Below are 22,500 nucleotides of genomic sequence, written 5' to 3'. Positions count from 1 at the left end.
AGAGTACCGATTTTCAGAAGCTTAAACGCGGTAGCCAACGCCAGTCAGAGCAGATTGTGCGCCGTATCCTGCACCGGTATTGCCCGTCCAATTTTAATGTGAGCAATGAAAAATGTGGAAATGGTTTCATCAATTCGCAAAACCTGAACGGCTCTATCAGCTGTGCGGTCGATTCATTCCGTGGTTGGGCATGGGGGCAGCTATCTGCCTGATTGTCGGCTGGATATGGGGATTTGGTTTCGCACCATCGGATTACCAGCAAGGTAATAGTTTCCGTATCATGTATTTGCATGTTCCGGCGGCGATTTGGTCGATGGGTATTTATATGTCAATGGCTATCGCGGCGTTTGTCGGTTTGGTATGGCAAATGAAAATGTCCGATAACGTGGTCGCTGCCATGGCCCCGGTGGGCGCGGTGTTTACCTTTATTGCCTTGGTCACCGGTTCAGCCTGGGGTAAACCCATGTGGGGAACATGGTGGATCTGGGATGCGCGGCTGACCTCCGAGTTAGTGCTGTTATTCCTCTATCTGGGGGTGATCGCCCTATATAACGCCTTTGAAGACCGTAAGTTGGCTGGGCGAGCTGCCGGTATTTTGGTACTGGTCGGCGTGGTCAATATCCCCATTATTCATTTCTCTGTCGCGTGGTGGAATACCTTGCATCAAGGTTCGACTAACATGCAGCAAAGCATTGATCCGAGTATGCGATCCCCGCTGCGCTGGGCTATTTTGGGTTATCTATTCTTCTTTATCACCCTGACATTAATGCGCCTGCGCAATCTGATTTTGCAGCAAGAGCGCCATCGGCCTTGGGTCGCCGCTTTGTTGCGTAAGGAGCCTCGTGTATGAATCCGGCCTTTAATTCTTGGGCGGCATTTTTTGCCATGGGAGGCTATGCCTTTTATGTCTGGCTGGCGATAGCGGCAACGGTCTTATCGCTGCTTGGCCTATGGATACACACGGTATGGCAGCACAAACAATTATTAGCGGATATTCAACGCCGTGAGGCGAGAGAACAACGTATTCGTCAGGCAAATCAGGCTCAGAATCACCCAGTCAAAAATGCAGCCCGCTCGCAGGAGAAACAATAGTGAACCCACGTAGAAAAAGTCGGCTCTATCTAGCGGTTGTGGTTCTAATCGGTATCGGTTTGACCACCACTCTGGTGCTGTATGCGCTGCGTTCTAATATTGATTTGTTTTATACGCCGGGCGAAATTTTGCAGGGCAAAGGCGAGCGCCATGAGAAGCCGGAAATCGGTCAGCGTTTGCGTATCGGCGGTATGGTGATGCCGGGTTCAGTGAAGCGTGACGACAAAACGTTGGAAATGAGTTTTAAGGTTTATGATGCGCGAGGTGCCGTCACAGTGACTTATACCGGTATTCTACCCGACCTATTCCGCGAGGGGCAGGGGGTGGTGGCGCAAGGGGTATTTGCTGAAGGAAATACCATCAATGCCAAAGAAGTCTTGGCAAAACATGATGAAAAATACACTCCACCGGAAGTCAAAGAGGCGATGAAAGAAAACCATACCCGTCCGGCAGAGGCCTACAACAGCACCGCTGCGCAAGGTAATGCCTCATGATGCCCGAAATTGGTAGTTTCTTGTTATGTCTGGCGTTGGCTATTTCGCTATTGCTGAGTTTGTATCCGCAGTGGGGTGCTGCTCGCCAGGATGCCCGCATGATGGCAACTGGCAGGCCATTGACCTACGGTATGTTTGCCACCATCGCGCTTTCATTTATATGCCTTGTATATGCGTTTGTAGTAAATGATTTCACCGTCTCTTATGTTGCGGCGAACTCAAACTCACATTTGCCGGTCTATTACCGCATTGCGGCAACTTGGGGCGCGCACGAAGGGTCACTGTTGTTGTGGGTATTGCTACTCAGTTGTTGGTCACTGGCGGTGGCACTGTTTAGCCGCTCCATGCCGGATGATGCGGTCGCCCGTGTGTTGTCGGTATTGGGCATGATTACTGGCGGCTTTCTGCTCTTTATTATTCTGACTTCGAATCCGTTCAACCGCACTTTGCCGGATTTCCCGATTGATGGCAATGACTTGAACCCGCTGTTGCAGGATGTCGGGCTGATTTTCCATCCACCTTTGCTTTATATGGGTTACGTCGGTTTCTCGGTGGCATTTGCTTTCGCCATTGCTTCTTTAATGGCCGGAAGGCTCGATAGTGCCTGGGCTCGCTGGTCACGCCCGTGGACTCAGGCCGCATGGGTGTTCCTGACTATGGGGATCGTGCTCGGCTCCGCCTGGGCTTACTATGAACTCGGTTGGGGCGGTTGGTGGTTCTGGGATCCGGTAGAGAATGCTTCATTTATGCCGTGGCTGGCAGGGACGGCGCTGATTCATTCATTGGCCGTCACTGAAAAACGCGGAACATTCAAAGCGTGGACAGTATTGCTGGCAATTACCGCATTTTCTTTATGCTTGATGGGGACATTCCTGGTGCGCTCCGGTGTATTAGTCTCGGTGCACTCTTTCGCCTCTGATCCCGCGCGCGGCATGTTTATTCTGGCCTATTTAGTGATAGTTATTGGCGGCTCTTTGCTGCTGTACGCAGTTAAAGGCGCACAAGTGCGCAGCCGGACTCAGCATGAAGTGTTCTCGCGCGAGACATTCCTGCTGGGTAATAACGTGCTGTTAATTGCTGCTATGTTGGTGGTATTGCTCGGCACATTGCTGCCATTGGTCCACAAACAGCTTGGATTGGGCAGCATCTCCATCGGCGAACCCTTCTTTAATACCATGTTTACCTGGCTGATGGCTCCTATGGCGCTCTTAATGGGGATTGGCCCATTAGTTCGCTGGCGTCGCGATGAGCCGAGCAAGCTTTACAAACGTTTGGGGGGGGGGCGCTGGTGGTCACTTTGCTAATGTCGATATTAGTCCCTTGGTTACTGCAAGATACTATTGCCGGAATGACCGTAGTTGGTCTGATGATGGCTATCTGGGTGATTATCCTGACCGTGATGGAGTTGCACGAGCGCGCTACTCATCGTCATGGTTTCTGGCGTGGTCTGAGCCATCTTTCCCGTAGTCATTGGGGTATGGTGCTGGGGCACCTTGGGGTGGCGGTGACCGTGATCGGTATTGCCTTCAGTCAGAATTATAGTGTCGAACGTGATGTCCGCATGAAAGCCGGTGATAGCATTGATATCCACGATTATCACTTCGTATTCCGCGATGTTCATGACGTTAAAGGGCCAAACTATACCGGCGGTGTGGGCATTATTGATGTCACCCGAAACGGCAAACCTGAAGCGACTTTACATGCAGAAAAACGCTATTACAGTGTGGCTCGCTCGATGATGACGGAAGCCGCCATTGATGGTGGTCTGACGCGTGATTTGTATGCCGCACTGGGTGAAGAGCTGGATGATGGCTCATGGGCGGTGCGCTTGTATTACAAGCCATTCGTCCGTTGGATCTGGTATGGCGGCGTGTTTATGGCTATCGGTGGCATTTTCTGTATGTTTGATCCCCGCTATCGGATGAGCAAAAAGTTAAAACGCAGCGCGGCGACGGAGGCTAAATAATGAAATCTCAATCTTCATTCAATAAGCTGATGTTCATTCCACTGGTGCTGTTTTTGCTGCTGGTACTGGCTTTTCTGGTGCAATTGACCCGCAATGCTAATGGCGATGATCCCACCATGCTGGAGTCAGCGCTGATTGGCAAACCGGTACCGGCTTTTAAACTGGAATCCCTTGAGCAACCGGGGAAAACTTTCGATCAAGCGGTATTGCATGACGGCAAACCCATGTTACTCAATGTGTGGGCGACCTGGTGCCCGACTTGCCGCGCCGAGCATGAATATCTGAATAAGCTGGCGGCGCAGGGTATTCGTGTGGTGGGGTTGAACTATAAAGATGATCGCGCCAAAGCGGTGCAGTGGCTTAATTCGCTGGGTAATCCTTATGCGCTGAGTTTGTATGATGGCGATGGCATGTTGGGGCTGGATCTGGGGGTTTATGGCGCGCCGGAAACTTTCTTGATCGACGGTCAGGGCATTATTCGCTATCGCCATGCCGGTGATCTTAATGATCGCGTCTGGCAGCAGGAAATCCTGCCACTGTATAAAAAGTATCAGGGGGGCGCATGAGATTATTCAGTCTGGCACTGGGCCTGATATTGGGCTGGAGTATTTTTGCGACCAATGTTTTTGCAGCCATTGATACTTACACCTTTAGCTCAGTGGAGCAGGAACAGCAGTATCGTGAGTTAACCGAGCAATTGCGTTGCCCTAAATGTCAAAACAACAGCATTGCTGATTCCAATGCCATCATTGCCGCCGATATGCGCGGCAAGGTGTACGAATTGCAGCAACAGGGTAATTCTAAACAACAAATTATTGATTATATGGTGGCCCGATACGGTAATTTCGTCACTTATGAGCCACCGGTGACGGCAGCAACTTTGATTTTGTGGGTCGGCCCGGCCATGTTTGTTCTGATTGGTGCGGTGATAGTGGTGTTACGCGCCCGGCGGCGGGTGGAAAAAGAGGCCGCGCTTTCACCGCAGGAGCAGCAGCGGTTAGACACTCTGCTGGCTGAACAAAAACAACCTTCGGCTTCACACAAAAAGACGAACAGGAAACAACCATAATGGTTTTTTGGCTGATAGTGATTATTTTGCTGGCGGTCGCGGGTGCCTTGTTGGTCATTCCGGCGCTGCGACAAGAGAGCAATTCATCGGTAACTACCCGAGATGAGCTAAATAAGGCGATTTATCAAGACCGATTATCTGAATTGGCAGCAGATGAAGCCCAGGGCGTAGTGGAACAGCGGCCTGAATTAATTCAGGAATTACAGCAAAATCTGCTGACCGATATCCCACAAGAATCCACTGAAAATGCCAGCCCCATCAACCGCTGGGTTTTACTGCCGGGCGTGGTGATTCTGGTGGTGGTGTCGGTCGGACTATATTTGAAAACCGGCGGTTTGGTACAAGTGCAGGCGTGGCATCAGGTTGAAGCTCAGATGCCAGAGTTACGCGCCAGAGTTGCCAATGAACGGGCTGAACCTCTGACTATGGAGGAAGTCGCTCGTTTAGGGCTGGGATTGCGTACCTCGTTGCAACAAGATAGCGGCAACGTCAATGATTGGATGATGCTCGGCAGAGTGGGCATGGCACTGAATAATGCTACCACCGCCACGCAAGCTTTTGCTAAAGCTTACCAACTAGCGCCCGATAATGATGACGTAAGGCTGGGCTATGCTGAAGTGCTGACTCGTTCCAATGATCCGCAAGATAATCAGCTGGCAACCAAGATGTTACGTACTATGGTTGGGCAGGATCACACCAACTTACGTGCCATGAGCTTGTTAGCTTTTAATGCTTTTGAGCAGGGTGATTTCAAACAAGCCATTGGTGCATGGGAAGTTATGCTAAAATTGCTGCCTGCTGGTGATTCTCGCGTCGAAGTGATAAAACGCAGTATTGCGCAAGCGAAATCACAGGCAGGGCAGGAAACAGCTACACTGGGAATAGAGATCTCGTTGTCACCAGAGGCTGCCCAGAAATTACCCCAGCAAGGGGCGCTGATTATCTCGGTAACGGATGGCGCAAACCCGATCCCCGTTGCGGTAAAACAGTTACCTTTGAGCCGATTCCCGCTATCCGTGACACTGGATGATAGCAATGCAATGATGCCGGAGCGTTTGCTCTCCTCATTGCAACAGGTGAAAGTGCGTGCGCGTATTTCACTGGATGGCACTGCTAATTCGCAGCCAGGTGATTGGTTTGGTGAAAGCGGTGTGCAGGATTTTGGCACGAAAGGGCAGCCCCAAACTATTCATGTTCAGATAAACAAACAGATCCCTTAAATATAAGGGGCTGGAAAGAATTTCATGGAGAAAGATATGAACTACCGCCTGATTGGACTGGCTTTTGCAACCGTATTGTTAATAGGCTGCGCCAATAGCTCGCCGGATCAAATGGAGCAGGGCCGCTCAGATCCGCTGGAAGGTTTTAACCGGGCAATGTTCAATTTTAACTATGAGGTTCTTGACCCTTATGTGGTGCGCCCGGTCGCTGTTGTTTGGCGCGATTATGTACCGCAACCTGCGCGTAATGGGATGAGTAACTTCCTGGGTAACCTTGAAGAGCCAGCCAGCATGGTCAACAGCTTCCTGGTCGGTGACCCGTACAACGCCATGAAGCATTTTAACCGCTTCTTCCTCAACACTATTTTGGGGATGGGGGGGTTAATAGATGTGGCCGGTATGGCGAATCCAAAACTGGCAAAAAAAGTGCCGAACCGCTTTGGTAGCACGCTGGGGCACTATAATGTCGGCTATGGTCCTTACGTTGTATTACCGGGCTATGGCAGCTTCACGATCCGCGAAGATGGTGGCAATGCAGCTGATTACGTTTATCCGGTGCTGAGTTATCTGACTTTCTGGATGTCGGCCGGCAAATGGATGTTGGATGGTGTTGAAACCCGTGCCCAGCTATTGGATTCAGATGGCTTGCTACGTAACTCTTCCGACCCGTATCTGATGGTGCGCGAAGCATACTTCCAACGGAATGATTTCCTGGCGAACGGTGGACAATTGAAGCCAGAAGCTAACTCGAATGCTCAGGCTATTGAGGGTGATTTGGAAAGTATCGATTCACCTAACTGATAGATATGCTATCTCGACAAATAAAAAAGCGCCGCGAGGCGCTTGAGGTTAATGGCAAAGTGCCCGTGTCGGTGAAAACAGGCAGATCGTAAAGACGCCGTAAACCCCTCCCTGGGGGCTCGAGCCGCGCCGTCCGTGGCGCGGACGCTTTACTCTTCTACCTGCCTTCACCTTGTAAGATCGAGTTCTCGAGGTTTGTCAGCAGTCTGAAGCGCCGCGAGGCGCTTTTTTGCTGCTGCTGTATCTACGTAGCTGAAGGGTGTATACTCATTGTAGATACATAAAGTGAAGGGTGTGATTATGCGAGCTCAAGCCACATTACAAAAATGGGGCAATAGTGTTGCCTTGCGGTTGTCGGGTAATCTTAAAACTATCCCTAATTTTGAGGTTGGTGACACTGTTGATATCGATATCAGCGAACAAGGATTAGTGATTCAAAAAGTCGTCAAAAAGCCATTGACCGAAGAAAGCCTGCTTGCCGGACTTAGCGCTTACACGGCACATGCTGATGAACTTACACATCCCACGGAGAGGGAGCTTGATTACTAATGTATATACCAAAGCGAGGCGATATTTGTTGGTTGGATTTTGAACCAACGAAAGGGAAAGAGATTGGCAAATATCGTCCTGCTCTTATTCTTTCACATGAAACATATAACCGCTTAACCGGATTGGTGATGTGTTGCCCTGTGAGTAGCAGTGTCCGTGGCTCACCTACCGAAGTTCCGGTTACCAACCTTGATGCGCCTTGTGTTGTGGCAACGACCCTAATCCAAACTTTTGACTGGCGTCAGCATAAGGCTAAATTTCTGATTGAATCAGAATCGGGTTTATATAATGAGGTGCTAGCGAGACTTATCCCGCTTATTGGCGGTGAACATCTGCTCTCTTCTCAGGGATTGAATAAATAAAAAAGCGCCGCGAGGCGCCTGAGCTTAATGACAAAGTACCCGTGTCGGTGAAAACAGGCAGATCGTAAAGACGCCGTAAACCCCTCCTTGGCGCGGACGCTTTACTCTTCTACCTGCCTTCACCTTGCAAGATCGAGTTCTCGAGGTTTGTCAGCAGTCTGAAAGCGCCGCGAGGCGCTTTTTTGTGGGCAGCTATTGTTAGGAAAACAACGTTGCTAATAATGGCTATCAGAAGGCGTAGTTGAAGTTCACGCCATACAGCAGTGCGGTACCCTTAGAGTCAAACTCATAAGTTGTTCCACCCAATGCTGTTGGTGTTTTTTCCGTAATATGCACGTTCTGGCCATGCATATAGGAAATACCGACATCAACAGATGCATCTTTGTTGAAAGCGTAAGTGGTACCGGCGCTTATCCAGAAACGGTCTTGGTCTGGAATCGAGATAGTGCGGTTATCGGCCGGAACCGGGCTGTCATCGAAAGCAATACCGGTGCGGAAGGTCCAGTTATCATCATAATAATAGGTGGTACCCAGCGCGATACGGTAAGCATCGTGGAAGCCTTCTTGCTTCTCAAACAGCGTGTTACCGTTGGTTCCGGTGGCTTTCAACTCTTTGAACTGGCTCCAACTGGTGTAGGCCAAGCTGTAGTGAATTGCCCATTGTGGTGCCACTTTATTATAGCCGGACACTTCCCACACTTCTGGCAAGTTCAGAGTCAGGGCACCTGGAATCACCGCGCCACCAGTACCACCTGGCGGTGGTAATTGGCTACTGAAGTCACCATCAAAGTCGATTTTCACTTTTGAACGGTAGGTGAAGCTGTAACGGTTTTCTTTATCCACTTCATACAGCACGCCGGCATTCCAGCCATAGCCCCATTTGGTGCCTTCCATTCGGGTGACTTCAGTACTGTAAGGTAATCGTCCACCACCAGCTTCACCCAGATGGCGCACAATTTTGGCATCGGCATAAACGGCATTAAAGCCCAGACCAAAGCTAAAGTTTTCATTCAGGCGATAAGCACCGCTTAAATTGAGGTTTGCGGTTTTCAGGTCAGTTTGCCCCCCCCAGAGAACCGGCAACATAATCATCATTAAATTCAGTGGCCAAACCGTAGTTTGAAGTACCGGAAGCCCCTATCGCCCATTGCTCATTCAGCGGCATAATAAAGTGGATATTTGGGATCCACTCGGATGGCGCGATGTTTTTGGCGCTGGTACTTCTGCCCGATAGGGGGGATGTGCCACTGATATCAACGTTTGGATCGACATACACAAAGCCGCCAGAGAAAGAAGGGCGGTCGAATAAGGTCATTGCGGCGGGGTTGCGGCTACCAACAGAAGCATTGTCAGCAACAGCGCCTTCACCAGAGAAAGAGCGGCCCAATGCAGCTGCTGAATATTCATTCAGCTGAAAACCGGCCGCAGAAACGTTTGAAGAAATTATTGCCACTGCAGCTGCCAGAGCTGATCGGGTAAACAGGTTTTTCTGGTTCATGACCAAAACCTCATTGTTTTAATTAATGTTACATACCGTAACAAGAGAATGCGGGATTGTAGGGTCCGTTATCGGTCAGACAAAGCAGACCAGTGGCTGAAGTATAGGTCTGACCAGCGATGGTGTTGCAAGTATGTTTTTACATTTGGCCGAATTTGATTGCAAAAAATAGACGCAGTTAACAAAAAACTCACAAATTCATAGCAATTATTACATTATTGATGATTGAACAAACAATTTGAGTGTGATTTCCGTCACTTAATAGGCCTATAAACAGTAAGTTCTAGTGCCAGATGACTGACGGTAGTAAAATAGCGTCAGAGAAAATATTTTTTTGCACTATGTCTTATTTGTTTGCGCCAATTGTTATTTGCGCTATCTGATAGGCAATTTGCACCTATTTTGAAATGTCCGTTGAGGAGAATTGAAGATGTCAGATGCAACTGTTGGATCAACAAACAACCGCTGTAGCGCGGAAGAAACTGCAGCCTGCTGCTGTATAGATGTAGGCACTATCATGGACAATACCGATTGCACCGCTTCTTATAGCTGTGTATTCGATAATCGTGTAGAAGCTGAAGCTATGCTGAAAACGCTAACTGAAAAAGCGCGTGCTGTTGAATCTGAGCCTTGCCTAATTGAGCATAAGCTGGAAGAAACTGATGGTGGCGTGCGTTTAACCGTTGATTTCACTTTTGCCTGCCAGGCTGAAACCATGATTTTTCAGTTAGGTCTGCGTTAATCCGCACTTACTCAGTTCAGCCGAATACCTAAAAACGCGGAGCTTTTGGCTTCGCGTTTGTTTTTGGATGATTTACCTTCTGAATTCATCTCGTTTGATATATTACTTCCAGGTAAGTTGTTAGTCCGTCAGTTCTCCTCACTTCCCATTTTTAGTCTGAAAAGTTGCTCCTGCTCTCACTTTCCTGTTCTATAGGTTTACCAAATGTAAATATTTGGTTAACAATAATTAGATCAGGTCAGACCTGTTATTTGTTATGCTTTAATCAAAGCCACTTTGACTTATCAGGAGCATTTATGAGTAAGCCATTACCGCTAGTGACGCGCCAGGGCGATCGGATTGCCATAGTCAGCGGCCTGCGAACCCCCTTTGCCAAGCAGGCTACTGCTTATCATGGTGTGCCAGCTGTAGATTTAGGCAAAATTGTGGTCAGTGAATTATTAGCCAGAAGTGGTGTTGCTCCTGAATTGATTGATCAACTGGTATTCGGCCAAGTAGTACAGATGCCAGAAGCGCCAAATATCGCTCGTGAAATAGTATTGGGCACGGGCATGAGTGTGCATACCGACGCTTACAGTGTTTCGCGTGCATGCGCGACCAGCTTTCAGGCGGTGGCGAATGTTGCGGAAAGCATCATTGCTGGCTCCGTGATGGTAGCGATTGCCGGCGGTGCAGATTCCTCTTCTGTTTTGCCCATTGGTGTCAGCAAAGCACTGGCACGGACCTTGGTTGACGTCAATAAAGCCCGAACGTTATCCCAACGATTGAAATTGTTTAGCCGCTTAAAACTGCGCGATTTACTGCCGGTAGCACCTGCGGTTGCCGAGTATTCAACGGGCTTGCGCATGGGGGATACGGCCGAGCAGATGGCAAAAACCTATGGAATTAGCCGTCAGGATCAGGATGCGTTAGCGCTGCGTTCTCACCAAATGGCGGCACAGGCTTGGCAACAAGGGTTATTACACGATGAGGTGATGACGGCTTATATTCCACCTTTTAGTGATGCCATCACTGAAGATAATAATATCCGCAAAGATTCCACAATGGAGCAATATGCCAAATTACGTCCGGCATTTGATCACAAACACGGCAGTGTCACGGCCGCGAACAGCACACCACTGACCGACGGTGCCGCCGCCGTCATGATGATGAGTGAATCAAAAGCGAAGGAATTGGGTCTCCAGCCGTTAGGTTACTTGCGCAGCTTTGCCTTTTCGGCCATTGATGTCTGGCAAGACATGTTATTAGGCCCTTCTTACGCCACACCATTAGCACTCGATCGCGCCGGAATCACCCTGGCAGACTTAACCCTTATCGATATGCATGAAGCATTCGCTGCACAAACACTGGCGAATCTGAAAATGTTTGCCAGTGATAGCTTTGCACGGGAAAAACTGGGGCGTAGTCAGGCGATTGGTGAAGTTGATATGAGTAAATTCAACGTATTAGGTGGCTCTATTGCTTATGGTCATCCCTTTGCGGCAACTGGCGCGCGTATGATTACTCAAACACTGAATGAATTACGTCGCCGCGGTGGGGGATTAGGGTTAACAACCGCATGTGCTGCGGGTGGTTTGGGTGCAGCAATGATTGTGGAGGTGGAGTAATGAGTCAGGAAAATACGCTTAGCAGTGGTGATGAAACGATCCTGGCGGAAGCTGTCGCTCCGGCCCATTCTGTATTCACCCTCAGTGTTCGGCCCGACAATATTGGTATCATTACTGTTGATGTTGTCGGTGATAAAGTGAACACCTTAAAAGCTGAATTCGCAGAACAAATTGCTGAAATACTGCAACAAGCACAGGCCTTGAGCCAATTACAGGGATTAGTGATTATTTCTGGTAAACCGGACTCTTTTATCGCTGGTGCTGATATCACTATGATTGCCGCTTGTCACACTGCGCAGGATGCCCGAATTTTGGCCCAGAAAGGTCAATCCATTCTGGCACAAATCGCGGCATTCCCTGTGCCGGTAGTTGCCGCTATCCACGGTGCTTGTCTTGGTGGTGGTTTGGAACTGGCGCTGGCATGCCATAGCCGAATTTGCTCACAGGATGATAAAACCGTACTCGGCTTGCCAGAGGTGCAATTGGGGCTGCTGCCTGGTTCGGGAGGCACTCAGCGTTTGCCGCGTCTGGTGGGGGTCAGTAAGGCGCTGGATATGATATTAACGGGCAGGCAGGTTCGTGCGCGACAGGCACTTAAAATGGGGCTGGTGGACGATGTAGTACCACAGGACATCTTGCTTGATGTGGCTATTCAGCGGGCAAAAGCCGGTTGGCTTGATAAGCCTGCCTTGCCGTGGCAGGAACGTTTACTCAGTGGCCCGCTAGGTAAGGCACTGTTATTTAACATCGTTCGTAAGAAAACACAGGCAAAGACCAAAGGTCATTATCCTGCGGCAGAGCGTATTATTGATGTAGTACGTAAAGGGTTAGACCACGGCGGCCCTGCGGGTTATGAAGCCGAAGCCAAGGCTTTTGGTGAGTTGGCGATGACCCCTGAGTCAGCCGCATTACGCAGCTTGTTTTTTGCAACCACCTCGCTGAAAAAAGAGAGTGGCGGTAAAGCGCAACCTCGTGCGATCCATCGTGTGGGAGTCTTAGGGGGGGGCTTGATGGGGGGCGGTATTGCTAATGTCACGGCAACCCGTGCGGGGTTGCCGGTACGGATTAAAGATATCAATCCAACCGGAATTAATCAGGCGCTGAAATATACCTGGGATACTTTAGGCAAGCGGGTGCGCAGTAAACGGATGCGTCCGGCTGAGCGGCAACGGCAGATGATGCTGATTTCCGGCAGCACCGATTATTGTGGTTTTGGCAATGTGGATATTGTGGTTGAAGCGGTATTTGAAGATTTATCGTTGAAACAGCAGATGGTGGCAGATATTGAGCATTTCGCGGCTCCTCACACTATTTTTGCCTCTAACACATCATCTCTGCCAATCAGCGACATCGCGGCACAGGCACAGCGGCCGGAGCAGGTCATCGGCCTGCATTACTTTAGTCCGGTGGATAAAATGCCGCTGGTGGAAGTTATTCCACATGCAAAAACGAGCGAAGAAACCATTGCAACCACGGTTGCTTTAGCGCGCAAACAGGGTAAAACAGCGATCGTGGTTGCTGATCGTGCCGGATTCTATGTAAATCGTATTTTGGCTCCGTATATCAATGAAGCAGCCCGCTGCCTATTAGACGGTGAACCTATCGCTTCAGTTGATAAAGCCCTGGTCGATTTTGGCTTCCCGGTTGGCCCGATAACCTTGCTGGATGAAGTGGGAATTGATGTGGGCACCAAAATAATACCTATTCTGGTGGAGAAATTAGGGGCACGTTTTGCCGCACCGCCTTCTTTTGATGTCATCTTGAAGGATGGGCGGAAAGGGCGTAAAAATGGTCGCGGTTTCTACCTTTATCCCGCTAAAAGTAGCGGTTTTAAGTGGAAAAGAAGTCCCGTCAAGCAAGTGGACACTAGCGTGTATACCTTACTGGGTGTCACACCGAAGGCGCATCTTGAATCTGCGGTGATAGCACAGCGCTGCACGATGATGATGCTGAATGAAGCCGCGCGTTGTCTGGATGAATCCATCATTCGTAATCCGCGCGATGGGGATATTGGTGCTGTGTTCGGGATTGGTTTCCCTCCGTTCTTGGGCGGGCCTTTCCGCTATATGGACAGTCTGGGCGCAGATAAAGTGGTAAAAACACTGAATTTACTTGCCCAGCAATATGGCGAGCGTTTTGAGCCTTGCTCATTATTGGTCACGATGGCTGGGCAGCAAAAAAGGTTTTATCCACCTGAAAACAGTTTGGATGAAGCGGCCATTACCGCACATAATTAAGAGTGTGAACAAGATCACCCCCTGCAATTCTAACGGATAAGGTCGCTATACATCGGGGGCTGCCCGCGCTACCTTAAATAGAATCACGTAAAGTGACTATTCGTGCCAAAATGAATGAATTGTCACTCATTGCATAGGTGATAGAGTTTGGATTAAGCTGTTGATATGGTTACTCTGTAACCAATCAAGGTTGGCTGTCGGTGTTACTGGTGTAAAAACAGCCATTTTCTTTACCTTAAGTTTCAGGCAAAATGCCCGGCCGCCATAGAGAGACGGCGCGTTATCGTTATGAAGTTTCTTTGCTCTCAAGCAAAGGTTTCGGCGGTACAGCACGCAAAGCGTTTCTGTATAGCGTTATTTTGTTAACAAAAACGGTGCAATATGCAAGTTTTCATTATGCGTCACGGCGACGCGGCTCTTGACGCAGCCAGTGATGCGCAAAGGCCTCTGACTCTGTGTGGTCAAGATGAATCACGTCAGATCGCGAGCTGGTTAAACGACCAGTCCGTTGATGTTGATAGGGTATTAGTTAGCCCTTATTTACGCGCAGGGCAGACATTGGCAGTAGTGCGTGAAGTGCTGACCCTTCCGGCTGAACAGGAAGTGATGCCAGAATTAACGCCAGGTGGGGATGCTGCTTTTGTTAGTTGCTATTTACAAGCATTGGCAAAAGAAGACTGTGCTGCGGTGCTAGTCATTTCACACTTGCCGCTGGTCGGCTATTTAGTGGCTGAACTTTGTCCGGGGCAATGCCCGCCGATGTTTGCGACGTCGGCCATCGCTTGTGTTGATTTGGATGATGAGACGGGCAAAGGGACTTTTGACTGGCAGGTTAGCCCGACACAGCTTTTAGCTAAAGCCTGTCACGGCTAAGTATCATTTGAGCCAATGATCAATGGGCGCGGCATTACTGTCGCGCTCTTGTTATTTCTACTCTTTGTCATGGGTAGATTGTATGTATACACGCGTTAGCAAAAATGCATCCCACCAGCCAATTCGGCTACTGTTCTAATTCGACTAAAACCAATAATGCCGCCGTGCCACCCCATTCTTTCGGGGCCTGATGAAATGCCAGCACATCTGGATGTTGCGCCAGCCATAGCGGTGTTTGTTGCTTCAGAACATGCTTGCCATGCCCATGCATCACACAGGCACAATGTACATGTTCGCGTTTGCAAGCCGCAATTAATGCTCCCAACTCTTGCTTGGCTTGTTTCTGCGTTAATCCGTGTAAATCCAAAAACATATCGGGTGAGTAATCGCCTCGTCGCAGTTTTTTCACTTCAAAATGGTCAACACCGGGCCGCACATAGCGCGTGGGGCCTTCGGTATCCAACTGCGGTTGGAATTCGTCGGAAAAATAATAACTGGCATCCACTTGTTCTTGCAGCAACCGCTCCGGTGCAATTTTTTTACCCAGTTTGGGTGGCGAGCGATGGACAATCGTGTCTTGTTTTAGCTTCTTTGCTCCGGCTATCGACTCTTTAAATAGCTGTAATTCATCTGTTGTCAGGTGATATTTATTTTTCATTATCTGTTCATCGTTCTTATGCAATTCCCTCAGTTTACCTGTTGAGATTCATCTGTCTAAAGAAATGTAACAGTAGGATTGATGGCTTTAATGTCTATTTCATTATTTGGTTATCATTCAACTGATGTATTGCTGCTGATTTGTGGCGGGCTTCATGGCAAACTAGGGGCATAGATAATGATTTTAAGCCCTAGCTGGAGAATACCTTGGACAAGATTTTCGTCGATGAAGCAGTAAATGAGCTGCACACCATTCAGGATATGTTGCGTTGGGCCGTCAGCCGTTTTAACGCGGCCAATATTTTTTATGGTCACGGTACTGATAATCCGTGGGACGAAGCGGTGCAATTGGTTTTTCCAAGTCTGTTTTTACCGATAGATATTCCAGAAGATATGCGTAGTGCGCGTCTAACATCCAGTGAGCGCCATCGTATTGTCGAGCGAGTTATTCGCCGGGTCAATGAGCGTATTCCAGTTGCTTACCTGACCAATAAAGCCTGGTTCTGTGGCATGGAATATTATGTTGATGAGCGCGTATTGGTGCCTCGCTCACCCATTGGCGAGTTGATTAATAACAATTTTTCTGGGCTGATTCGCCATCAACCTAAGCATATTTTGGATATGTGTACCGGCAGCGGCTGTATTGCTATTGCTTGTGCTTACGCTTTCCCGGAAGCGGAAGTGGATGCTGTCGATATCTCCAATGACGTGTTAGCAGTGACTGAGCACAATATTCAGCAGCACGGCATGGAGCATCAGGTCACGCCGATTCGCTCTGACTTGTTCCGCGATTTACCGCCTATCAAATATGACTTGATTGTCACCAACCCGCCGTATGTTGATGCTGAAGATATGGCTGATTTACCACAGGAGTTCCGCTTCGAGCCTGAACTGGGTCTGGCTGCGGGCAGCGATGGCTTGAAACTGGCCCGCCGCATTCTGGCTTGTGCGCCAGACTTTTTACAAGATGATGGCGTGCTGATTTGTGAAGTGGGCAACAGCATGGTGCATTTGATGGATGAATATCCAGATGTGCCGTTCACTTGGCTGGAGTTTGATAATGGCGGTGATGGCGTCTTTATGCTGACCAAACAGCAACTAATTGATTGTGCGCCACATTTCAGCATGTATCGCGATTAATCATTGACTTTTAAATCTGTCAGGGTGACGAGTATTGCCCTGACAAAGTGCTTATTCGAGAATTCAAGGAGCCGTGATGGCTGGGAACAGTATAGGGCAGTTTTTCCGCGTCACCACTTTTGGTGAATCTCACGGCATCGCCTTGGGATGTATTATAGACGGTGTTCCACCGGGCATTCCTATCACCGAGGCTGATATTCAGTTGGATCTCGACCGACGTCGGCCAGGTACCTCGCGCTACACCACTCAACGCCGTGAACCGGATCAAGTGCGCATTCTGTCTGGCATATTTGAGGGGGTCACCACCGGTACCAGTATCGGCTTGATGATTGAAAATACCGACCAACGTTCGCAAGATTACAGCGCAATTAAAGATGTGTTCCGCCCAGGTCATGCCGACTACACCTATGAGCAGAAATACGGGGTGCGTGATTATCGTGGCGGTGGTCGCTCTTCTGCCCGTGAAACGGCGATGCGTGTTGCAGCCGGTGCTATTGCGAAAAAATATCTGGCGCAGAAATTTGGCGTGCAGGTGCGTGGTTATTTGGCACAAATCGGTGATATCAGTTGTGACGTGGTTGACTGGGATCAAGTTGAACAAAATCCTTTCTTCTGCCCGGATGCCAGCAAATTGGAATCACTGGATGCCCTGATGCGCGAGCTGAAAAAGGCCGGTGACTCTATTGGTGCCAAAATTACCGTGGTGGCAGAACATGTGCCTGTCGGGCTGGGTGAACCGGTATTTGACCGTTTAGATGCTGATTTAGCTCATGCACTGATGAGTATCAATGCGGTGAAAGGGGTGGAAATTGGCGATGGTTTTGCTGTGGTGACCAAACGTGGTAGCGAAAACCGCGATGAAATTACGCCACAAGGTTTCCAAAGTAACCATGCTGGCGGCATTTTAGGTGGCATCAGCAGTGGGCAGCCAGTGGTCGCACATATCGCGTTGAAACCCACCTCCAGTATCACGGTTCCGGGGCAAACTATTAACCGGCAGGGCGAAGCGGTTGAGATGATTACCCGTGGCCGTCATGACCCTTGTGTTGGCATCCGCGCCGTGCCGATTGCCGAAGCGATGATGGCTATCGTGTTAATGGATCACCTACTGCGCCAGCGTGCACAGTGTGGCGATGTGGTTTCAGACGTTCCGCGCTGGTAAGCACAATGAAAAAATGGATAGCGGGCTTATTGGCACTGATTGCCATCAGCCCGGTGATGGCAGCGACGCCATGGCAACAGATTACTCACCCGGTGGCAGGATCTCCGCAGGCAATTGGTGGTTTTGCCAATGGCTGCGTTATTGGTGCGATGCCATTGCCACTTGAGTCAGCCGATTATCAGGTGATGCGCCCGGATCAGCGCCGCTATTTTGGTCATCCGGATTTGTTGAACTTTATTCATCGCCTGAGTGATAAAGCCCAGAAAAATCAGCTTGGTACTGTGTTGATTGGTGATATGGCGATGCCCGCTGGTGGGCGTTTTAGCAGTGGTCATGCCAGCCATCAATCTGGCTTGGATGTGGATATTTGGCTGCAACTGCCGAAGCAGCGTTGGAGCCAGCAGCAATTATTAAAACCACAACCTATTGATTTGGTTGCCGCTGATGGTAAACGCGTGGTGCCAGCATTGTGGCAGCCACAAGTTGAAAACCTGATTAAACTGGCTGCTAATGATAATGAAGTAACACGTATTTTTGTTAATCCGGCGATTAAAAAGCAGCTTTGTTTAGATGCCGGTGCGGATCGTACCTGGCTGCATAAGGTGCGGCCGTGGTTTGGGCATCGCGCCCATATGCATGTGCGTTTGCGTTGCCCAGCCGATAGCCTGGAATGTCTGGACCAAGATACGCCACCACCGGGTGATGGGTGTGGTGCTGAATTGGAAAGTTGGTTCCAGCCTCATCAACCAAGTGCTAAACCGGGCAAAACCTTACCACCACCATTGCCACCTTCCTGTCAGGCTTTGTTGGATAACCATTTCGCTGCGGAATAAATCATGGATTGGTTTACCCTGGGTCCTGCGGTTTTAGGGATATTATTTTTAGTCGCTTTATTGGCCGGATTTATTGATTCTATCGCCGGTGGCGGCGGGTTACTGACCGTTCCGGCACTGCTGGCTGTAGGCTTACCGCCAGCGCAGGTGTTGGCGACCAACAAGCTGCAATCTGTTGGTGGATCATTCTCCGCCAGCCTTTATTTTATTCGCCGAGGGGCGGTTAATCTGAAGGAACAAAAGCTGACCATTGCTCTCACGGTGGTGGGGTCAATGCTGGGTGCTATTTTAGTCCAGCATATGCGGGCCGATATTCTGCGCCAAATCCTACCGCTGCTGGTGATCGGCATTGGGGTCTATTTTCTGGTGACCCCCAAGCTCGGCGAAGTTGACCAGCAACGCCGTTTATCTGCGCTGCCCTTCGCCCTAATAGCTGGCGGTGGGGTAGGTTTTTATGATGGTTTTTTTGGCCCTGGAGCCGGTTCTTTCTATGCTCTGGCTTTTGTGACCTTGTGTGGCTTTAATCTGGCAAAATCCACTGCTCACGCCAAAGTGCTCAATTTCACCTCTAATCTCGGTAGCCTGATTTTCTTTATTGTCGGCGGCAAAGTGGTGTGGAGTATCGGGTTGGTGATGCTGGTGGGGCAAGTCTTGGGCGCGCGTCTGGGGGCCCATATGGTATTGACCAAAGGGCAGAAATTGATTCGCCCAATGATTGTCGTGGTGTCATTCGTCATGAGTTGCAAGCTACTGTATGACAGCCACGGTGCTGAAATTACCGCCTGGCTAGGATTACACGTTTTCGCCTAATAATTTGTTTTGCATAACTGAAAGTATCAAACAGAACAGTGAACTTGAATGCCGCTGCTGATACCGCTCTTACGGACCCAAGCATGACTCATGATTATCAACAATTAATCGATATTTTTAATAGCTGTTTTAGTGATGAATATAATACCCAATTGGTGAAAGGCGATGATGAACCCATCTATCTACCCGCCGATGAACAGTTTTCTTATCATCGGGTGATTTTCGCTCATGGTTATTACGCTAGCGGTATGCATGAAATCTCCCATTGGTGTATTGCCGGTGAAGAGCGCCGCAAATTAGTAGATTTTGGCTATTGGTACTGCCCCGATGGGCGCGATGCATTAACGCAAAGCCAGTTTGAAGTGGTTGAGATCAAGCCGCAGGCACTGGAATGGATGTTTTGCGTGGCAGCCGGTTTCCCGTTCAATGTCAGTTGCGACAATCTGGAAGGTGATTGCGAGCCAGACCGCATCACATTTCAACGAAAAGTGCGCGAACAGGTATTGTGGCATCTGGAAAACGGAATATCCCCACGACCTGCGCGCTTTATTCAGGCGCTACAATCGTTTTACAATACGCCATCATTCGCGGCAGAGCTTTTCCCTTACCCGGAAGATTTAGCTTAGTTTCTGTCTGGCTGTAACACCCATTATTTTGGATAAAAAATATAACCCAATAGATTTCAAGCTGTAGGAAGGTGGCAGCAAAATACAAATTGGTTGTAAACCATTTTGAACAGCGCTTGCGCTGGCCCGCAGGGTGAGCCTCTGATGAAGCTCATAATCCCGATGAGCTGACATAAGTCAGTGATTCGGGTTAACGAATGCAGCCAACACACCTGCGCTTTGAAATATGACGGGTTATTGAGGAAGATTAATGATCGCAGAGTTCGAAACGCACATCCTGGCGCAGATTGATGACATGGTAGAGCACGCCAGTGATGATGATTTATTTGCTGGCGGTTACCTGCGCGGTCATTTGACATTGGCAGTGGCTGAATCTGAAGAGTTCGGTGAGCACACTGCTGAGCAGCTACACGCAAGGGTCCAAACCAGTCTGGATAAAGCCATCAAAGCCGGTGAGCTTTCCCCTCCGGATCAGGCTTTAGTATTGGGGTTGTGGGATCGTTTACTTGAGCAAGCTATCAAATAGCTTCCATTGCTGAAGTCGCAGGGGTTTAGCCAGGTCCGTTACTTGGCCTCACCTCTGCGATTCTAGTGATTTTGACGCCGCAGGAGTGTTAGCTACGTGATCTCCGGTTAAGATAATACCGAAACACGCTGTTGTACCGGCCTGCCTTTCAGTAATTTTCGAATCCAGAATCGGTTAGGATTCAGTGCCGCCAGCGTGGTTGTATCTAATGGCTGCGGTTCGCCAAACATTTGTGCGGCCAGAATCTCTGCCACCAATGGCGCGCTGCACAAACCGCGTGACCCCAAAGCACCTACCATAAATAGCTCTGGCCACACCGGCGCGAGGGGAATGTCTTCGCCATGCTGGATTTTACGCGGCAAATCCTGGTATTGCGCCAGTGTGGCACTGTAATCCGGTACTGCGCCCACCATCGGCAAATGGTCACGAATAGCACAACGCACGCCACAGCGCGCCTGATTATCACTGATATCCACCTGTTGCGGCCAACTGACATCAGGCAGGCAGCGTAACAGGCGATCCCGATTTTCTTGCTGTTCGTCGGCACGAAAATCAGTCGTAACATCACCGCGCTGATAACTGGCACCAATACAGTGATGCTGATTGGCGGGGTTCACTGGTGTTAGGTAACCGTCATAGCACAGCACTTGCCGCAACTGGCTGAGTACCGGCGTGGTGGGAATGTGTGACACCTGCCCGCGCACAGCCGACAGCGGCAGGTGTCGTGTTTGCTCCCATTCGGGTAAGCGGTGGCCGGTGGCCAACACCACCGTGGCATGTTGTCTGCTTGCCAGCGGTTGTTTGTTTGCTGTCGATTGCTTAAATGTGAGCTGCCATTGTCCGTCAATCCGCTCTAGCTGATGCAGTTCATGCTCATAGTTGCAGGTCATACCCTTTTGTTGCGCCAGCGCCATGAGCTCTGTGGTGAGGTCTGATGGGCAAAGCCAACCACCGGCGGGGTAGTGGATACCATCGTGAGCGCAATCTAACCCAGCCAGCGCACTGAGTTGTTCGCGACTCATCGCTGCGGCAAGTGATGCCGGCCAATCGGTTTGCAGCATTTTATCAATCTTGCCACGGCTTTTAGCATCAAAGGCTAACTGGCTGACACCGCACCACTGATGATCAAAGCGGATACCTTGCTCAAGTAATTGAGAGTATTGGCGGCGGGCAAAGGTAAAAGCACTGGTGAAAAAGATTTCCAGTGCATCATTTTTGCCGTTAAGCAGTGGGTAGAGTGCGCCTTGTCGGTTGCCTGATGCACCTTGGGCGGGTAGTGCGTCGGCGCAATAAAGTGTCACTTTGGCGCCACGGCGCAGCAACGCTAGTGCGGTTAAGGCGCTGACAATTCCTCCGCCGATAATGGCGATATCATCACAACGGGTGGCCAATGGCCGGTGATACCAAGGCTCAGATTGGGTATTAAGGCGTTGTGGCAGTATGCCGGTCAGCATCTCACGTTTCTGCCCAAAACCTTTTATTTTAGCGACATCAAACCCTGCTTGTTGCAAGCCACGGCGCACAAATCCTGCCGCCGTAAAAGTGGCGAATGTGCCGCCGGGCCTCGCCATCCGTGCCATGGCATTAAACAGCACATCATTCCACATATCAGGGTTTTTAGCCGGTGCAAAACCATCAAGGAACCACGCGTCCACTTGATTATTCAAGCTGGAATCCAACTGGGGCAGCAAGGTATTCACATCACCAAACCACAGATCCAGCGTGATAGCTCCCTCAGCCAGTAAAATGCGGTGGCATCCGGCCAGCGGCAACGGCCACTGAGCACGGAGTTGTTCGGCAAAACAGGCCAGTTCTGGCCAGCGCTGATGGGCGGCGGCTAAATCAGCAACCTGAAGTGGGTATTTTTCGAAACTAATATAGTGTAAACGTTGCAGTTTAGCTGCGGGATGAAGCTGGCGAAATTGGGCGAAGTCACGCCATAATGTCAGGAAATTCAACCCAGTACCAAAACCAGTTTCGGCAAAAACACAGTTATCACGCGGATGTAGTGCAAAGCGCTCGGGAAAGCCATTTCCCTTGAGAAAAACGTAGTGAGTCTCTTCTAATCCATCTTCATTAGAAAAATAGATGTCACCAAACTGTTCCGATACAGGTGTACCCTGTTCATTCCAGCTTAATGTTGCCGTTTGGATTGGGGGGTGGCTCACGTTGAAAGACTCATATCTCAAGGGGTAGGGCGATTCTAACTATGTGACCCGCTGCGTGCAAATCGTAA

Annotated in this window: 21 protein-coding genes and 2 pseudogenes; 20 read left to right on the top strand and 3 right to left on the bottom strand. The window is 49.7% G+C overall.

Going from position 1 to position 22,500, the window contains the following annotated elements; translation table 11 throughout:
• Positions 1 to 112: 112 nt before the first annotated feature.
• From FGL26_RS08980 to FGL26_RS08935, 10 genes and pseudogenes are all read left to right on the top strand, one after another.
• A complete protein-coding gene (locus FGL26_RS08980) occupies positions 113 to 850 on the top strand; it encodes a heme ABC transporter permease (RefSeq protein ID WP_005171985.1) in 738 nt (245 codons plus the stop codon).
• On the top strand, positions 847 to 1,092 hold the full coding sequence (ccmD, locus tag FGL26_RS08975) for a heme exporter protein CcmD (protein WP_005171983.1): 246 nt from the start codon (positions 847 to 849) through the stop codon (positions 1,090 to 1,092). The genes FGL26_RS08980 and ccmD overlap by 4 nt, the downstream gene beginning before the upstream one ends.
• On the top strand, positions 1,092 to 1,586 hold the full coding sequence (gene ccmE, locus FGL26_RS08970; RefSeq protein WP_005158631.1) for a cytochrome c maturation protein CcmE: 495 nt from the start codon (positions 1,092 to 1,094) through the stop codon (positions 1,584 to 1,586). The genes ccmD and ccmE overlap by 1 nt, the downstream gene beginning before the upstream one ends.
• Positions 1,583 to 3,552: pseudogene (locus FGL26_RS08965) on the top strand (heme lyase CcmF/NrfE family subunit). The gene ccmE and the pseudogene FGL26_RS08965 overlap by 4 nt, the downstream one beginning before the upstream one ends.
• A complete protein-coding gene (locus FGL26_RS08960; protein ID WP_005171969.1) occupies positions 3,552 to 4,118 on the top strand; it encodes a DsbE family thiol:disulfide interchange protein in 567 nt (188 codons plus the stop codon). Before FGL26_RS08965 ends, FGL26_RS08960 begins: the two are co-directional and overlap by 1 nt.
• Positions 4,115 to 4,621 (top strand): cytochrome c-type biogenesis protein, encoded by a 507-nt coding sequence (locus tag FGL26_RS08955; RefSeq protein WP_005171967.1) that lies wholly within the window; start codon positions 4,115 to 4,117, stop codon positions 4,619 to 4,621. The genes FGL26_RS08960 and FGL26_RS08955 overlap by 4 nt, the downstream gene beginning before the upstream one ends.
• A complete protein-coding gene (gene ccmI, locus FGL26_RS08950; RefSeq protein WP_005171965.1) occupies positions 4,621 to 5,841 on the top strand; it encodes a c-type cytochrome biogenesis protein CcmI in 1,221 nt (406 codons plus the stop codon). Before FGL26_RS08955 ends, ccmI begins: the two co-directional genes overlap by 1 nt.
• 36 nt (positions 5,842 to 5,877) lie before the next feature.
• The gene (gene mlaA / locus FGL26_RS08945) at positions 5,878 to 6,642 is read left to right on the top strand and encodes a phospholipid-binding lipoprotein MlaA (protein WP_005171963.1); all 765 of its coding nucleotides are present in this window, start codon (positions 5,878 to 5,880) and stop codon (positions 6,640 to 6,642) included.
• 300 nt (positions 6,643 to 6,942) lie between these two features.
• On the top strand, positions 6,943 to 7,191 hold the full coding sequence (locus FGL26_RS08940) for an AbrB/MazE/SpoVT family DNA-binding domain-containing protein (RefSeq protein WP_005171960.1): 249 nt from the start codon (positions 6,943 to 6,945) through the stop codon (positions 7,189 to 7,191).
• Positions 7,191 to 7,553, top strand: a complete 363-nt coding sequence (locus FGL26_RS08935) for a type II toxin-antitoxin system PemK/MazF family toxin (protein WP_005171958.1) — start codon at positions 7,191 to 7,193, stop codon at positions 7,551 to 7,553. The genes FGL26_RS08940 and FGL26_RS08935 overlap by 1 nt, the downstream gene beginning before the upstream one ends.
• A gap of 228 nt (positions 7,554 to 7,781) precedes the next feature.
• On the opposite strand, the pseudogene fadL reads toward FGL26_RS08935, so the two are convergent.
• Positions 7,782 to 9,051: pseudogene (fadL, locus tag FGL26_RS08930) on the bottom strand (long-chain fatty acid transporter FadL).
• A gap of 430 nt (positions 9,052 to 9,481) precedes the next feature.
• Between fadL and FGL26_RS08925 the strand changes: the two are divergent.
• From FGL26_RS08925 to sixA, 4 genes are all read left to right on the top strand, one after another.
• Positions 9,482 to 9,793 (top strand): YfcZ/YiiS family protein, encoded by a 312-nt coding sequence (locus tag FGL26_RS08925; RefSeq protein WP_005171954.1) that lies wholly within the window; start codon positions 9,482 to 9,484, stop codon positions 9,791 to 9,793.
• A 296-nt stretch (positions 9,794 to 10,089) separates the two neighbouring features.
• A complete protein-coding gene (fadI, locus tag FGL26_RS08920) occupies positions 10,090 to 11,400 on the top strand; it encodes an acetyl-CoA C-acyltransferase FadI (protein ID WP_005171948.1) in 1,311 nt (436 codons plus the stop codon).
• On the top strand, positions 11,400 to 13,637 hold the full coding sequence (fadJ, locus tag FGL26_RS08915; protein ID WP_005171946.1) for a fatty acid oxidation complex subunit alpha FadJ: 2,238 nt from the start codon (positions 11,400 to 11,402) through the stop codon (positions 13,635 to 13,637). The genes fadI and fadJ overlap by 1 nt, the downstream gene beginning before the upstream one ends.
• A 381-nt stretch (positions 13,638 to 14,018) precedes the next feature.
• Positions 14,019 to 14,510: a phosphohistidine phosphatase SixA gene (sixA, locus tag FGL26_RS08905; protein WP_005158598.1), complete on the top strand. Its 492-nt coding sequence runs from the start codon at positions 14,019 to 14,021 to the stop codon at positions 14,508 to 14,510.
• A gap of 127 nt (positions 14,511 to 14,637) precedes the next feature.
• Here the strand turns inward: sixA and smrB are convergent, their stop codons facing one another.
• Entirely contained in the window at positions 14,638 to 15,168 is a 531-nt protein-coding gene (smrB, locus tag FGL26_RS08900) for an endonuclease SmrB (RefSeq protein ID WP_005171938.1), read from the bottom strand.
• A gap of 206 nt (positions 15,169 to 15,374) precedes the next feature.
• On the opposite strand from smrB, the gene prmB reads away from it, so the two are divergent.
• The 6 genes from prmB (at position 15,375) to FGL26_RS08870 (ending at position 20,264) form a co-directional block, all read left to right on the top strand.
• Complete coding sequence (gene prmB, locus FGL26_RS08895; protein ID WP_005171935.1) at positions 15,375 to 16,307, top strand: 50S ribosomal protein L3 N(5)-glutamine methyltransferase; 933 nt, start codon at positions 15,375 to 15,377, stop codon at positions 16,305 to 16,307.
• Positions 16,308 to 16,383: 76 nt separating this feature from the next.
• Entirely contained in the window at positions 16,384 to 17,469 is a 1,086-nt protein-coding gene (aroC, locus tag FGL26_RS08890) for a chorismate synthase (protein ID WP_005171931.1), read from the top strand.
• Positions 17,470 to 17,474: 5 nt separating this feature from the next.
• Positions 17,475 to 18,302, top strand: a complete 828-nt coding sequence (mepA, locus tag FGL26_RS08885) for a penicillin-insensitive murein endopeptidase (protein WP_005171929.1) — start codon at positions 17,475 to 17,477, stop codon at positions 18,300 to 18,302.
• 3 nt (positions 18,303 to 18,305) lie between these two features.
• Entirely contained in the window at positions 18,306 to 19,112 is an 807-nt protein-coding gene (locus tag FGL26_RS08880; RefSeq protein ID WP_005158580.1) for a sulfite exporter TauE/SafE family protein, read from the top strand.
• 83 nt (positions 19,113 to 19,195) lie between these two features.
• Positions 19,196 to 19,738, top strand: a complete 543-nt coding sequence (locus FGL26_RS08875; protein ID WP_005171927.1) for an elongation factor P hydroxylase — start codon at positions 19,196 to 19,198, stop codon at positions 19,736 to 19,738.
• 250 nt (positions 19,739 to 19,988) lie between these two features.
• Positions 19,989 to 20,264: a YfcL family protein gene (locus FGL26_RS08870; protein ID WP_005171926.1), complete on the top strand. Its 276-nt coding sequence runs from the start codon at positions 19,989 to 19,991 to the stop codon at positions 20,262 to 20,264.
• Positions 20,265 to 20,371: 107 nt separating this feature from the next.
• Here the strand turns inward: FGL26_RS08870 and mnmC are convergent, their stop codons facing one another.
• Positions 20,372 to 22,432 carry a bifunctional tRNA (5-methylaminomethyl-2-thiouridine)(34)-methyltransferase MnmC2/FAD-dependent 5-carboxymethylaminomethyl-2-thiouridine(34) oxidoreductase MnmC1 gene (mnmC, locus tag FGL26_RS08865; protein ID WP_032908562.1) on the bottom strand — a complete coding sequence of 687 codons (2,061 nt, stop codon included), beginning with the start codon at positions 22,430 to 22,432 and terminating at the stop codon, positions 20,372 to 20,374.
• Positions 22,433 to 22,500: the final 68 nt, after the last annotated feature.

It is taken from the genome of Yersinia enterocolitica subsp. enterocolitica, assembly GCF_901472495.1.
Lineage (GTDB): Bacteria > Pseudomonadota > Gammaproteobacteria > Enterobacterales > Enterobacteriaceae > Yersinia > Yersinia enterocolitica.
Note: the sequence above shows the minus strand (reverse complement) of the source record. Positions and strands in the feature narration are given on the sequence as shown.

What these genes read in the sequence shown, in the direction of transcription:
- FGL26_RS08980 (WP_005171985.1), top strand. Translation starts at nt 113, where the DNA reads ATGTGGAAATGGTTTCATCAATTCGCAAAACCTGAACGGCTCTATCAG.
- ccmD (WP_005171983.1), top strand. Translation starts at nt 847, where the DNA reads ATGAATCCGGCCTTTAATTCTTGGGCGGCATTTTTTGCCATGGGAGGC.
- aroC (WP_005171931.1), top strand. Translation starts at nt 16,384, where the DNA reads ATGGCTGGGAACAGTATAGGGCAGTTTTTCCGCGTCACCACTTTTGGT.
- ccmI (WP_005171965.1), top strand. Translation starts at nt 4,621, where the DNA reads ATGGTTTTTTGGCTGATAGTGATTATTTTGCTGGCGGTCGCGGGTGCC.
- mlaA (WP_005171963.1), top strand. Translation starts at nt 5,878, where the DNA reads ATGAACTACCGCCTGATTGGACTGGCTTTTGCAACCGTATTGTTAATA.
- fadI (WP_005171948.1), top strand. Translation starts at nt 10,090, where the DNA reads ATGAGTAAGCCATTACCGCTAGTGACGCGCCAGGGCGATCGGATTGCC.
- FGL26_RS08935 (WP_005171958.1), top strand. Translation starts at nt 7,191, where the DNA reads ATGTATATACCAAAGCGAGGCGATATTTGTTGGTTGGATTTTGAACCA.
- FGL26_RS08940 (WP_005171960.1), top strand. Translation starts at nt 6,943, where the DNA reads ATGCGAGCTCAAGCCACATTACAAAAATGGGGCAATAGTGTTGCCTTG.
- smrB (WP_005171938.1), bottom strand. Translation starts at nt 15,168, where the DNA reads ATGAAAAATAAATATCACCTGACAACAGATGAATTACAGCTATTTAAA.
- mepA (WP_005171929.1), top strand. Translation starts at nt 17,475, where the DNA reads ATGAAAAAATGGATAGCGGGCTTATTGGCACTGATTGCCATCAGCCCG.
- FGL26_RS08880 (WP_005158580.1), top strand. Translation starts at nt 18,306, where the DNA reads ATGGATTGGTTTACCCTGGGTCCTGCGGTTTTAGGGATATTATTTTTA.
- FGL26_RS08955 (WP_005171967.1), top strand. Translation starts at nt 4,115, where the DNA reads ATGAGATTATTCAGTCTGGCACTGGGCCTGATATTGGGCTGGAGTATT.
- FGL26_RS08960 (WP_005171969.1), top strand. Translation starts at nt 3,552, where the DNA reads ATGAAATCTCAATCTTCATTCAATAAGCTGATGTTCATTCCACTGGTG.
- FGL26_RS08925 (WP_005171954.1), top strand. Translation starts at nt 9,482, where the DNA reads ATGTCAGATGCAACTGTTGGATCAACAAACAACCGCTGTAGCGCGGAA.
- FGL26_RS08875 (WP_005171927.1), top strand. Translation starts at nt 19,196, where the DNA reads ATGACTCATGATTATCAACAATTAATCGATATTTTTAATAGCTGTTTT.
- sixA (WP_005158598.1), top strand. Translation starts at nt 14,019, where the DNA reads ATGCAAGTTTTCATTATGCGTCACGGCGACGCGGCTCTTGACGCAGCC.
- fadJ (WP_005171946.1), top strand. Translation starts at nt 11,400, where the DNA reads ATGAGTCAGGAAAATACGCTTAGCAGTGGTGATGAAACGATCCTGGCG.
- FGL26_RS08870 (WP_005171926.1), top strand. Translation starts at nt 19,989, where the DNA reads ATGATCGCAGAGTTCGAAACGCACATCCTGGCGCAGATTGATGACATG.